The organism is Sinorhizobium sojae CCBAU 05684 (assembly GCF_002288525.1).
Taxonomy (GTDB): domain Bacteria; phylum Pseudomonadota; class Alphaproteobacteria; order Rhizobiales; family Rhizobiaceae; genus Sinorhizobium; species Sinorhizobium sojae.
The window spans coordinates 339,839-351,648 of record NZ_CP023067.1; the positions used below are offsets into that span (position 1 = coordinate 339,839).

The 11,810-nt window shown below is 60.4% G+C and carries 16 protein-coding genes; 11 read left to right on the forward strand and 5 right to left on the reverse strand.

Features of this window, described 5'->3' with window-relative positions; translation table 11 throughout:
- Positions 1 to 146: 146 nt before the first annotated feature.
- Positions 147 to 1,289, forward strand: a complete 1,143-nt coding sequence (locus SJ05684_RS01600; RefSeq protein ID WP_172901124.1) for an AI-2E family transporter — start codon at positions 147 to 149, stop codon at positions 1,287 to 1,289.
- Positions 1,290 to 1,322: 33 nt separating this feature from the next.
- Here SJ05684_RS01600 and SJ05684_RS01605 read toward each other — a convergent pair whose 3' ends face one another.
- A complete protein-coding gene (locus SJ05684_RS01605; RefSeq protein WP_034851941.1) occupies positions 1,323 to 2,120 on the reverse strand; it encodes a response regulator in 798 nt (265 codons plus the stop codon).
- A gap of 176 nt (positions 2,121 to 2,296) precedes the next feature.
- Here SJ05684_RS01605 and SJ05684_RS01610 point away from each other — a divergent pair, with 176 nt between their 5' ends.
- Positions 2,297 to 2,476 carry a NepR family anti-sigma factor gene (locus SJ05684_RS01610; RefSeq protein WP_034851942.1) on the forward strand — a complete coding sequence of 60 codons (180 nt, stop codon included), beginning with the start codon at positions 2,297 to 2,299 and terminating at the stop codon, positions 2,474 to 2,476.
- Positions 2,477 to 2,712: 236 nt separating this feature from the next.
- Here the strand turns inward: SJ05684_RS01610 and SJ05684_RS01615 are convergent, their stop codons facing one another.
- Positions 2,713 to 2,961, reverse strand: a complete 249-nt coding sequence (locus tag SJ05684_RS01615) for a YMGG-like glycine zipper-containing protein (RefSeq protein WP_095694187.1) — start codon at positions 2,959 to 2,961, stop codon at positions 2,713 to 2,715.
- Positions 2,962 to 3,266: 305 nt separating this feature from the next.
- Positions 3,267 to 3,461, reverse strand: coding sequence for a hypothetical protein (locus tag SJ05684_RS01620; RefSeq protein WP_034851945.1), 195 nt, complete (start codon positions 3,459 to 3,461; stop codon positions 3,267 to 3,269).
- 235 nt (positions 3,462 to 3,696) lie between these two features.
- On the opposite strand from SJ05684_RS01620, the gene SJ05684_RS01625 reads away from it, so the two are divergent.
- The 3 genes from SJ05684_RS01625 (at position 3,697) to SJ05684_RS29450 (ending at position 5,924) form a co-directional block, all read left to right on the forward strand.
- Complete coding sequence (locus tag SJ05684_RS01625; RefSeq protein WP_034851948.1) at positions 3,697 to 3,861, forward strand: DUF1328 domain-containing protein; 165 nt, start codon at positions 3,697 to 3,699, stop codon at positions 3,859 to 3,861.
- A 358-nt stretch (positions 3,862 to 4,219) separates the two neighbouring features.
- The gene (locus tag SJ05684_RS01630) at positions 4,220 to 5,473 is read left to right on the forward strand and encodes an NAD(P)/FAD-dependent oxidoreductase (RefSeq protein ID WP_034851950.1); all 1,254 of its coding nucleotides are present in this window, start codon (positions 4,220 to 4,222) and stop codon (positions 5,471 to 5,473) included.
- Positions 5,474 to 5,639: 166 nt separating this feature from the next.
- Positions 5,640 to 5,924 carry a hypothetical protein gene (locus SJ05684_RS29450; RefSeq protein ID WP_050979923.1) on the forward strand — a complete coding sequence of 95 codons (285 nt, stop codon included), beginning with the start codon at positions 5,640 to 5,642 and terminating at the stop codon, positions 5,922 to 5,924.
- Positions 5,925 to 5,933: 9 nt separating this feature from the next.
- Here the strand turns inward: SJ05684_RS29450 and SJ05684_RS01640 are convergent, their stop codons facing one another.
- Positions 5,934 to 6,491 (reverse strand): MgtC/SapB family protein, encoded by a 558-nt coding sequence (locus SJ05684_RS01640; protein WP_034851951.1) that lies wholly within the window; start codon positions 6,489 to 6,491, stop codon positions 5,934 to 5,936.
- A 115-nt stretch (positions 6,492 to 6,606) separates the two neighbouring features.
- A complete protein-coding gene (locus tag SJ05684_RS01645; protein ID WP_034851953.1) occupies positions 6,607 to 6,909 on the reverse strand; it encodes a hypothetical protein in 303 nt (100 codons plus the stop codon).
- A 265-nt stretch (positions 6,910 to 7,174) separates the two neighbouring features.
- On the opposite strand from SJ05684_RS01645, the gene SJ05684_RS01650 reads away from it, so the two are divergent.
- The 6 genes from SJ05684_RS01650 to SJ05684_RS30845 all read left to right on the forward strand — a co-directional run bounded on the left by SJ05684_RS01650 (position 7,175) and on the right by SJ05684_RS30845 (position 11,656).
- The gene (locus SJ05684_RS01650) at positions 7,175 to 8,314 is read left to right on the forward strand and encodes a fumarylacetoacetate hydrolase family protein (protein ID WP_034851954.1); all 1,140 of its coding nucleotides are present in this window, start codon (positions 7,175 to 7,177) and stop codon (positions 8,312 to 8,314) included.
- A gap of 88 nt (positions 8,315 to 8,402) precedes the next feature.
- Complete coding sequence (locus tag SJ05684_RS01655; protein WP_050979924.1) at positions 8,403 to 8,768, forward strand: UCP034077 family protein; 366 nt, start codon at positions 8,403 to 8,405, stop codon at positions 8,766 to 8,768.
- 302 nt (positions 8,769 to 9,070) lie between these two features.
- Entirely contained in the window at positions 9,071 to 9,358 is a 288-nt protein-coding gene (locus SJ05684_RS01660) for a hypothetical protein (RefSeq protein ID WP_034851958.1), read from the forward strand.
- A 214-nt stretch (positions 9,359 to 9,572) separates the two neighbouring features.
- A complete protein-coding gene (locus SJ05684_RS01665; protein ID WP_157211949.1) occupies positions 9,573 to 10,346 on the forward strand; it encodes a hypothetical protein in 774 nt (257 codons plus the stop codon).
- 791 nt (positions 10,347 to 11,137) lie between these two features.
- Positions 11,138 to 11,479, forward strand: coding sequence for a hypothetical protein (locus SJ05684_RS01675; RefSeq protein ID WP_034851962.1), 342 nt, complete (start codon positions 11,138 to 11,140; stop codon positions 11,477 to 11,479).
- A gap of 54 nt (positions 11,480 to 11,533) precedes the next feature.
- Positions 11,534 to 11,656 (forward strand): hypothetical protein, encoded by a 123-nt coding sequence (locus tag SJ05684_RS30845; protein WP_034851964.1) that lies wholly within the window; start codon positions 11,534 to 11,536, stop codon positions 11,654 to 11,656.
- The last annotated feature ends 154 nt before the right edge of the window (positions 11,657 to 11,810 follow it).

The following is an 11,810-nucleotide window of genomic DNA, read 5'->3' on the forward strand; positions in this document are numbered from 1 at the left end:
GATCCCTGAGGCATCCGTATCTGGGTTGGGCTGCTTATCGTGATGCTCCGCAATTCCTGAGGGACAGCCTGAAGTAGTGGCGCGTCCGGCAAGAGGGCAGGTGCGCATTCGGTTCTGTCGGAGAGACTTCGTTGAAGAAGGTACCGATTGACACGGCAAGGGACGGAGTGGCGGAAGACGGACGCCAGCGCGAAACCCGGAATGAGGTCGCCAACGAGATGGCTCCGGCCGCGGCTCCGGCGGCGCTTGCACCCGGGCGTGAGGGCTTCGACCTTCTGGTCGCCTGCAGCATTGTCGGCCTGTTCGTCATCGCCTGTGCTTCCGCCCTTTACGCGCTGGCGGCGGTTCTGGTGCCGATCGTCTTTGCGATTATCGTCGGCATTGTGCTCGGCCAGGCGGCGGATGGATTGACGCGCTTCGGCTTGCCGCCGCTTCTCGGAGGCTTGCTTCTGGCACTCTGCTTCGTCGTCGGATTGTTTTTCCTGGTGAACGCCCTTCTCGTGGCCGTTACGGAGGTTGCGAGCGAAGCCCCGCGACTGGCGGAAAACATCATCGAGCGCATCCTGCCGTTCTTAAACCGGTTCGGTTGGCTGCGGCTCGCGCTCGCCCAGGGTGCCAGCGAGGAGGCGCTCGCCAGTGCCGCCGTGGAGAATGCGGGCCCGTTTCTCGGCACGGTCGCCGCCAGCCTCACACCCGCCCTGATCCAAACGCTGGTATTTCTTGCGGCCCTCGCGCTGTTCCTGCTTGGCCGCATCCATCTGCGCAGCACGTTCATTCTGGCCGTCCCGAGCCGCGAGGGGCGTCTGAATACAATCCGAATCATCAATGCGACCGAGGAGGCCCTCACACAATATTTCGCGACAACGAGCCTGATCTACGCGGCGCTGGGTGCGTTTACGATGGTGATTGCCCTGGTCGGCGGCCTGCCTATGGCCCCGCTCTGGGGGCTTTTCGCCTTCGTCTCGAGCTATATTCCATATCTCGGCGCAACCTTGATAACACTCTCCCTGCTGGTCGGCGGCTTGATGATCCATGATGCGCTAGTCGTCGCCCTGGCGCCGGTGGTCGCCTTCACCGTCGTTCACCTGACAATGGAGAACCTGCTCGTGCCGGCAATCCTCGGGCGGCGCTTCGAGATGAACCCGTTCCTCATTTTCATCGCGATCATCTTCTGGACATGGATGTGGGGCGCGGTCGGGGCAATTCTGGCCATGCCGCTTGCGCTGATTGCGATGACGATCTTCGAACAGGTTCGCGACACATCGGGGGAGCCTCAACTTCCGGGGTGATGCTCGACGGTCGCGGCGCCGCACTTCGGCTTTTCAGCGGTGCCCCGCATGGGCCTGTTCGTCGAAGAACAGCGCTTGGCTTATCAGCGCCTTCACCATCTCAGGATTGAACGGCTTGGTTACCAGGAAGGCCGGTTCCGGCTTGTTGCCGGTCAGCAGCCGTTCCGGGAAGGCGGTGATGAATATCACGGGGACGGCCGCTTCCGTGAGAATTTCGTTGACGGCGTCGATGCCGGAGCTGCCGTCGGCAAGCTGTATGTCCGCAAGCACCATCTTGGGAGAGGTCTTGTGATAGAGGTCGAGCGCCTCCTTGTGCGTGCGGGCAATCCCCGTCACCCGATGCCCGAGGCTCGCGACCATATCCTCAATATCCATCGCGATCAGCGGCTCGTCCTCGATGATCAGGATATCGGTTGCGACCTGCCGCGAAATTTCCTCCGACGCGCTGGAAAGCAGGCCGGCAAATGCACCCTGGTCGAGTGACATGATTTCGGCCGCCTCGTTCATCGAAAATCCCTCGACGGCAACGAGCAGGAATGCCTGCCGGGGCGCGGGTGCGATCAGGGATAGATTGGCCGCGGCCCTCCTTTCCCAGGCATAGGATGATACAAGCTGGGAACGGTCGACCTCGAGCTTGTCGAACAATAAGCAGAACAGCTTGTAGAGGCTGATCCGGTCGTCCGAAGCCGTTGGGAAGAGGCTGACGTCTGCGATGAGCTCTTCCAGCATGGCGGCAACATAGGCATCGCCGGCCGCTTGCGAGCCGGTGACGGCACGGGCGTAGCGGCGCAGATAGGGCAGATGGGGCGCAATTTTGGTGGAAAGTGACATTTAGACCTTCCTAAACTATTGTGCGTTATGATCCCGGATTTGCAGACGGTGTGGCTCGCAGCAGGATACGTCAAAGTTTCGAGCACGTCTTTGGGAATATGGAAAAGAATTGAGCAATTGATGACGGCATATACCGTGAAATCGGCCGGCAAGCCTGCGGTACGTGGAAACTGGCAATGAGGGACCCTTCGGCAGGAGACGGCGGGCGCGGCGCGAAGAAGGGAGATCCCCACCCTGAGATTGCGGCAAAGTTGAAGGCGCTCTACAAGGCCGTGGAGGATGAGCCTGTGCCGCAGCATTTCCTGGATCTTCTTCAGCGGCTCGACGAGGCCGAACGGAACCAGTCGCGCGACTGACGCCGGCAGCTCCGGGGTGCGTCAACGCGGGGCGGGGCCGCGGGCACAGCCCCGCAAGGGCAGCACTGCGCGCCTTGTCAGACGCGCGAGCGCTTCGACCCACGGCATGGTTTCATCCGACCGGTTGACTCGAGAAGGCCACTACAGCGCCGTGTGTCCTTCAGAATGGCGCTGCAATTTTTTTCATCTACGCATCGTGCTTTCGGAAAATCGGGTCCGATTTTCAAGCCGATGAGCTAGCAACGCGCCGTGTAGCGGCGGCCGTAGCGGTCGCGATAAATGCAATAGCCTGGTTCGTTTGCACGGCCGATCAAGGCACCGGCAACGCCGCCGACCGCTGCGCCGACCGCGGCACCTTCGACCTCCCCGGTCACGGCTCCGCCGATGATTGCGCCCGAGGTCGCTCCCACTGCCGCGCCCCTTTCCGTTTGCGTGCAGGCTGACAAGGGAAGGATGAGAGCTGCAACGAGAAGTATTTTCTTCATGACACGTTCCTATCCTTTGGTTCTGCTGATTTAAGGGAATACTGGCTGTCCGAAACCTGCCCTTTGACGGACGAGTGCGGCGAGTCGAAGCCTGAAATCCCCTGCTTTAGGAACCGCGGCGTCTGCCGCGGATATTTGAGGTAACAGCGCAGCGAAGACTTGCATCCTCTTCTCCAGTGCGGATAAGGCGCGCCGCCGCGGCGCTCGTTATCGCCGTCAAAACGCTGAATGGCGCCTTTTGTTCCGCGTGTTGTGCGGTGATGGCGCATGGTTGTTGTGAGATTGCGCCTGGCCGCCCGTCAAGATTAGTTTTGCTTCTTCCGCTCCGCTGTGTCCAGATCCTCAAGTAGAGCATCGAGATGTTTGTTGGTCGTTCTTTCCGTCCGCATTTCAAGGTCGCGCATCGTCCTGCCGATATGCAGATTGTACTTGCGCAAATCTGCCCGGTATTCGGCGATCGTCGCCACTGTCTTCCAGATATGTCGCGCAGGAATCACCATGTTGTTTCCAGTGCTGGCTCATGGCCAAAACGCCGCGAGGCCGCGAAGGTTCCTGCCGAGTGGCCGCGTCTCTGGAATTGGAGGCAGGAGCCATTTTGCCGCCATATCGCAACCGACGTTCCAGAGAGTGCGAAGTGCCGACCAGGATTTTGCTCCCGGAACAAAGGTTTGCTCACGGAACAAAGGTGAGATACCGCGCGTTTCGAGTTCAGCAACGCAGGCAAGGAGATGGATTATGCTCTATTATGCGCTCATCTTTTTAGTCATCGCCATCATTGCCGGTATACTCGGTTTTGGCGGGATTGCCGGCGCTTCGGCTGGTATAGCTCAGGTTCTATTCTTCCTGTTCCTCGTGCTTCTGGTGATCTCGCTCATCGCCGGGTTTATCCGACGAACATGATCCCCGATCTTCCCACTCGGAAGGATGCCGATCATGATGGGTCGTCTGATTCGGCGCATGGCCGGCAATATGGGGTAAGTGTCCGGCTTGCCCCTTATTGATTTCGCCAGAAGGTCTGTTCCCTTGCTCTCACCTGGTGGGTTGGCTATTCATGCGAATACCTTTCCCAAGCAAGGAACGGCCCTGATGAAATCTCTGGAAATTGCTGTCGAGCGCATCCTTTCGGGCCGATGGCTGAAACGCTGATGTGGGCGACGATTGCGCTTTGCCTTCGTCCTCTCGGCCCTGCTCCTTTGGTTCCCTCGAACAGATCATGAGCAAACTGAAGAGATAGCGTGGCTAAGCGGGGGCATTGTTTATGAAGACTGACGTAGTGGTCCTCGGTGCCGGAATCGTCGGCATTTCCGCGGCGATCCATCTGGCGCGGCGTGGAAAATCGGTGGTGATTCTCGATCGGCGCGGTCCGGGCGAGGAGACCTCCTACGGAAATGCCGGCCTTATCCAGCGCGAGGGCGTCTTTCCCTATGGCTTCCCGCATGATTTCGGCGCCCTGTTCCGCTATGCGCTGAACAATACCATCGATGCGAGTTACCATTTCCGGGCGCTGCCCGGGCTGGTGCCGTTCCTCGCGCGTTACTGGTGGCATTCCGGCTTTACCCAGCATCGGCGGATCGCTACCCTTTACGCTCCCCTCATCGAGAATTCGATCGCCGAGCATGAGGATCTGATCGCAGCCTCCGGCGCGGGCGATCTCATCTGCAAGAACGGCTGGATGAAGGTGTTCCGCACGGAAAAGGAGCGCGATGCCGCCTACAAGGACGCCGAGGGGCTCTCCGCCGGCTTCGGCGTCAGCCACCAGAAGCTTTCGGCCAGCGAGCTAAAGACCATAGAGCCGTTCATCCAGGTGGAGCTCGCCGGCGGCCTGCGCTGGACGGATCCCTGGTCGATCCGCGATCCGCACAGCCTGAACAAGGCCTATCTCGCCTATTTTCAGTCGCTCGGTGGCCGCCTCGTCTCGGGCGACGCGGCAACGCTCGAGCACGTCCTCGAGGGTGCCGGCTGGCGCGTGGCGACGCCGGAGGGCCCGCTCGAAAGCCGCGTGGTCGTTGTCGCGCTCGGCCCCTGGGCCGACACCGTCACCCGCAAGCTCGGCTATCATTTCCCGCTCGCGGTCAAGCGCGGCTATCACATGCATTACGGCACCAGGGACGGTGCTCAGCTCAACAACTGGGTGCTCGACGAGGAGATGGGATATTTCCTGGCGCCAATGCTGCGCGGCATCCGCCTGACGACCGGCGCCGAATTTGCGCGACGCGACGCGCCAAAGACTCCGGTGCAATTGACCCGGGCGGAGCGGGTCGCGCGCGAGTTCTTCCCCCTGGCCGAACGCCGTGACGAGGAGCCGTGGATGGGCGCGCGTCCCTGCACGCCCGACATGATGCCGATCATCGGAAAAGCGCCCCGGCACGAGGGGCTCTGGTTCGCCTTCGGCCACGCCCATCACGGCATGACCCTGGGCCCGGTGACCGGCCGGGCATTGGCGGAGGCAATGACCGGGGAGAAGACGGTGATCGACATTCTGCCCTACAGGCCCGAACGCTTCCTTGCCTGAGTTTGCAATTTCCGCTCCGATGACAGTTAAGATTTTTTTGAAAGCGACGGGAACCAAAGTGTGCCCGAGGTGTTTTACCGTCGCTGCAGGCTAGAGGCGGACGCTAGATCTTTGCCCAGCCGCCAGCTGTCCGCCTTTTCAAGGCGCAGGGAGGGATCTCACAGGGATGCGCAAGCACACGATCGAATTCGCCGGCGAAGCCGTCGGTGCGCTGATGCCTGACAACGGGCAGTTCCGCTTCATCGCGGTCAAATACAGCGTCTGGCCCCTGGACGGCAAAACTTTTGCGAAGTCGGAGGACGCGGTGCGCGCCATTGCGACTTTGCACGGTCATCGCCACAGACAGCCGATTGTGCGTGCGAGGACACGCCCTGTGGGTCAGGCTCCGGCAATTCCGGCTGTCGGTCTCGGACCGGTGAACTCGCCTGACATCCCAGGACGTCCGCAGTAGACGGGGCGTTCATTTTCTCTCGCGATCGTCCTTGGCCGGGGCGTTCGCGTCCTGCGGCTGACCCTCGGCGGTTCCGGCGAATTCGTCCCGCGATTTCCAGTTCAAGGCCACCTCGAGCCGGCCGAGAATGAAGAGCACGACCAGGCTCGCAAAAGCGCCGAAGGCCGCGATCCACCAGAAGCCGAAGCCGATCGCCAGCCCGACGGCGCCTGCGAGCCACATGCCGGCTCCGGTGGTCAGGCCCCGGACCTCGCCCTTGGAAAAGACGATCATGCCGGCGGCGAGAAAGGCGACGCCCGCCGTCACCGCCTCCAGGACACGGATCGGATCGATGCGGACCTCCGGACCGGAGAGGCTGGCCATGTGCACGCTTTCGATCGCCATGATGGCGAACACCGCGGATGCGAGGCTCACGAGAATATGCGTCCTCAGGCCGGCCGGGCGCTGCCGCCTTTCCCTTTCGATGCCGATCAGCGCCCCAAGCAGGATGGCACCGCTGAGGCGCGCGAGCACCACCTGGTAAGGCGTATGTGTCGCGGCAAAGATGTCGGCAACAATCTCGTTCATGAACCGCACTATCCTCGCCTTCTGGCGAGGCAGACCGCGACGCCGATCCACCTCGGGCACCTTCCGCACTCCAGGGAGGGCGAGACGCCATCCCGCGCACGAAGCTCCAATGGCGTCATTGGGCCGGCGGTGTCATTTCCGGCGTCGCCGGTGCGGGCGCCGCCTCATCGGCCGGAATCGTGGTCGCCGGTTGTTGTGCCGGTTCGACGGTCGTGGAAGAGGTCGTTTCCGGAACGTCCTCGACGTCTCTCGTCAGTTCCGCGGGCAGCCAGGCGAAGAGCGCAATCACAATTCCGACAAGCAGAGCGGACAAGAGCAGCCACGTGCTGCGCCTGATTCCCGGTTCGCGCTCGGGAGCCGGTGGTGCCTGCTGGTTTTCAGGGTCTTCCGGCGGTCTCAGTTGGTCCTCTTGGGTCATGAACTCATCCTTCCTGGCGCTTGCCCTGCCGGCGACAATTGCGCGGCCATTTCAGAGACAGCTTACACAGGGCGATCGACCATCAAAGTACAATTGCGACCACCAAGGATAGGCGGCCGAATGTTAAACGTTTCAGCTATTACAGGGTTCCGACTCGCACTGCCTGCAACAGGCAGTTGCTGATCGAAGGTGCTTTACAGACAGGCGGCCCGCTGCGAAAACCGGGGCGAGGCGGAAAAACGCTTTCGATGGGGGAAGACGGAGAATGACCATGGCCTATGAAACCGGCACCTTTGTCGGCCGCGCGTGGCGCCCGGATGTCGGGGGGCCAAGCCTTGTGACCGTCCGTAACGGCGAGTTGATCGATATCACCTCGAGCGCGGTCCCGACGATGCGCGACCTTCTCGATCTCGACGACCCTGCGGCGCATGTCCGTTCGGCCCCGGGCGAAGCGCTCGATTCTCTTGCCGATGTCATGGCCGTGGCTGAGCGGGCGCCAGGCGAAGTCCGCCTGCTCGCCCCCTCGGACCTGCAGGCCGTCAAGGCCTGTGGTGTCACCTTCGCTCGCTCGATGATCGAGCGCGTGATCGAGGAGCGCGCCGCCGGCGACGCGGGCCGCGCCAAGGCAATTCGCCAGCGGATGATGGCGATCATCGGCGACAGCCTCTGGAGTCTGAAGGCTGGCTCGGCCGAAGCCGCGCGCGTCAAGGTTGCGCTGATCGAGGAGGGCGCCTGGTCGCAATATCTGGAGGTCGGCATCGGCCCGGACGCGGAGGTCTTCACCAAAGCGCAGCCGCTATCGGCGGTCGGCTGGGGGGCCGCCGTCGGGCTCCATCCCATCTCGCGCTGGAACAATCCGGAGCCGGAGATCGTGCTTGCGGTTTCCGCCGACGGGCGCGTCACGGGCGCCACCCTCGGCAATGACGTGAACCTCCGCGATGTCGAGGGCCGCTCGGCCCTGCTCCTCGGCAAGGCCAAAGACAACAATGCCTCCTGCGCCATCGGCCCCTTCATCCGCCTCTTCGACGAGACCTATTCGATCGACGAGGTGCGCAAGGCCGATCTCGACCTTCTGATCGAAGGACCGGACGGCTTCCGGCTCGAAGGCTCGAGCACCATGCGGGAAATCAGCCGCGATCCGCTCGACCTCGTCGCCCAAACGATCGGTCCGCATCACCAATATCCGGACGGGCTGATGCTCTTCATGGGAACGCTTTTCGCTCCGGTCGAGGACCGCGGCGAGCCGGGCCAGGGTTTCACCCACAAGATCGGGGACGTGGTGACGATCTCGAGCCCGGCGCTGGGCAGCCTCGTCAACACGGTGCGGCTTTCGACCGACTGCCCGCCCTGGACCTTCGGCACGGCGGCGCTGATGCGCAATCTGGCCAAGCGCGGGCTGCTGTAGCGGCGTTTGAGGCGCGGCGGATTGCGTTCGGGCGCAGTCCGTCGCAATCTCGGCTGTAGTGGGTGATCGGATTCGGGCTGATCGATAAATGAAATTCCTTGCTGTGCGCGCCATGGTGGGCGCGCTTCTCCTCTCGCAAGCGGGACCCTTGCTCGCGGAGCCGCTCCGTACCATCGGAGAGGTCAGCGATGCCCTCGGCAGATGCTGGACCCCACCCGCCGGCATCAAGGACTCTTTCGTCACCCTCAAATTCGCCTTCCGCGCCGACGGCACCCTGATGGGCCCGCCCCAGCCGACCGCGATCCGCGTGACCGGTGACGAGGCGCAACGCAAGGCCTTCGTCGCAGCCGCGAGCGCGGCCTTGGAGGGATGCATGCCGCTCGAGTTCTCGCAGGAAGTGGCCGACGAGATCGCAGGGGTCGTGTTTACGTTGCGGTTTAACTCGGCGGAGTGACGGGGCGACACGAAGGCCAGCGCAGAAGTAGGCACGCCAATAACGGAAATGGCTCTTGCGGCATCAGACCGGAGTATCGGCCCGGCATTCAGCCTCCAGAGCTGGCTTGTGGCCGCTGAGCCGCGTTTTCCGCCGTCTATTGCGGGAACTGGGAGCGCAGCGCGCGCTGGGGCTGACTGAATGAAACCTGAGGGAGGTTGCTATTCTCGAATTAAAGGCGCAGTGTCCAACCTTCAGTAGCAATTGTCACGGGCGCTATTGCTTGAGGGTTAGCTACCCTGGCCCTAACCAAGTAGGGCGCCATGTCTTCCACCATACGCAATATATTGTCTGCCGATAGGGAAATGATCCGGTCAGTCTTAGACGAAGCTGGCTATCGCGCGGATGTCCTTATCGGTGATCCGAGACTTTATGAAACTGCCACGTTGCTGGTAACGAAGCTGCTGCTTGCGGGTGTTGACACCCGGTCGGGGCTGGCGGCGAAGCTCGAGTATCAATTGGGCAAGGCCGGCAAGCACAGGCAACCGCCCGGATCGCGGCTGGGGCGCTACGCTATCCAAGGGCTTCCACTCGAGCTGCAAACGAGGTGAGCGACGCTCCTCGCGCTCTCGTCATCCTGGTGTCTTTCCAGACGCATGTAGATGCCTGACCCGAGAATGGCGGAGATCTGGTAAAGCGGCCAAGCCGAAATTCTCGCTCCCGTTGGTCAACAACCTTTTCGCGTCGCCCCGGCATCGGTCAGCACCGCCAGTCACAGGACTATGCCTCGAGATAACGGCCAAAGGTTCATTCGGAGATAAAGACATGTCCCGACCGTACTGCGCAGTACTGGTTCTGCAGGTAAGCGTCCTTCTGTCCGGGACTCTGTTATACAGCCCAGGTGCATTTGGCCAAGCGACACCGCCGGTGCCCGCTAATGCCGTAGCAAGCCGCTACGGATCAGGCTGGGAATGCGATCGTGGGTTCAGAAGGCAGGGCGATTCCTGCGTCGCGGTGATGGCTCCCGACCACGCGTTCTTGACGAATGAATCCTTTGGCAAGGGCTGGGAATGTCACTATGGATTCGCTGAGAACGGCAACGGGTGCCTTGCCGTTCAGGTGCCCGCCAATGCCTATCTTGATCCTTACTATGGTGATCGCTGGCAATGCATGCGCGGGCATCGCCGAAACGACACTGGATGTGAGCTCATCGACCTGCCGGACAATGCGTTTTTGACGGACTCGACCTTTAATGAGGGATGGGAATGTGAACGCGGTTACCAGAATGTCGGGCGCAAATGCGCAGCGTTGATCGTTCCTGAGCACGCTTACCTGACGACCAGCGGGAACGAATGGATATGCGATCGTGGTTTCGAAAAGAAGGACAAAGCCTGCGTTGCCGTCCAGGTTCCGAAAAACGCTTTCTTCGTGGATACATCCTACGGTCAGAAATGGAAATGCGATCGCGGCTATGAAGCCAAAGGGATGAAATGTTCAGAAATAAAGCTTCCTCAAAACGCGCATCTGGACTCCTCCGGTAATGCCTGGGAGTGCAACCGGCCGTACCGGCTCCGCAGCGGTGTCTGCAGCATGGAGTAGGCCGCACATGTATTTTAGGGAGGCGCCGTAGCGCGCGGTGCTCCAGTCGGAAAGCGCCACAGAACGCGCGTCTTTTCAGACGCGCACAGGTCGTTGTAACTCCTTGAATCTGCGGATCTGCGCATCGAACTTTCCGAAAATCGGTTCCGATCTTGGGCTGATGCGCCAAGGGTGTTTCTTCAAAGGTCCTCGCGATCGCCGGCCAGCCTGGGGGTATTAAGAATCCTCAGCGCCCGTACTGCATTTTTGGGGCTGAGCCCTTCCATCTTCCAACGGCCTATCTCTGCGGTTTCTCCGGTGAAGAGATGATAGATCGTATAGGTTCCGTCTCCATCGAAACGACAGAGATTCAGCCAGGATCGAGCCGTTTGGCGCAAATCGCGACGCGGACAGCCACTGTCGCTACAGCCTCATTGGACAAAGCCCACAGCGGCGGCCCCGCACTTGGATGCGCGGGATCGAACTGCCTCTGATGAAGCAAAAAACTATCATCACTCCGTATCCGTAGAGTGAGGCTTTACGATGGATTTTTCTTAAGAATTCGAGTTCTAAAAGATAGTGTTCGAGTTATATAAATATAATATCGGTGATGACTCATATTTTTTCAATTTCAGCCCAGAATTATCTACGATCATTAGAAAAGTGTTATTTTTTTATCGGGAATTGTAATTAAATGTTTACTTCGATTGTTTTAAAGCGCACTGTAAATCATCCGGATTGCCATTGGCTCCTGGTCCGAGCGCGGGCCCGCAACGATCCCGATAATCAACCTGATTAAAGGGAATGAAATCATGACACTCGATCAAATGCTTGAACGGACGAAGCCCTACGCGATTGGTTTAGTCGTTGGGCTTATCGCCGCGCCGATCATCGGTTTCAATGCTGGATGGATTACCACCACCACTGCCAGCACCCAGGCGGCAGAGACGGCCAGAGTGGATGCACTTGCGGGCATCTGTTCAACTGCGGCAGGGCGAATGGCTGCTGCCAGCAGCACCGATCTCGCAGCAATTAAGGGCTACGACAATCGTGCGAAGCGCGATGAACTCGTAGCGGCCATTTTGGCCGATATCCAAGTTCCGGCGGACGTCCTCGGCAAGGTGAGCACGAGCTGCGGTCACTCACTATCCTGAAGCGCGGACGCCGCGCTTTGGGCCTCTCGACCAAACGAAACTTAGGAGATCGCTATGAAAAATCTCATTCCCGCCCGCTTCTATACCTACGATTTCACGCCGCTGTTCGTATCGCTTGCCTTTACTCTGGCGATTGCAGTGATTGTCTATTCGGTCCTGTTCGGAAGCATCCTGTAGTCGTCTGATCATGTGCGCATCCGCTTTACGAAGCTGGAAAGCATCCTGGACGGACGTTCGGGGTGCAGCGCGTTGAGCGGAAACTGGTAAGTCACCCTACATTACAGCGCTGCGCGTCTTTTCAGACGCGCAAAGGTCGCTGTAATACTTTGAA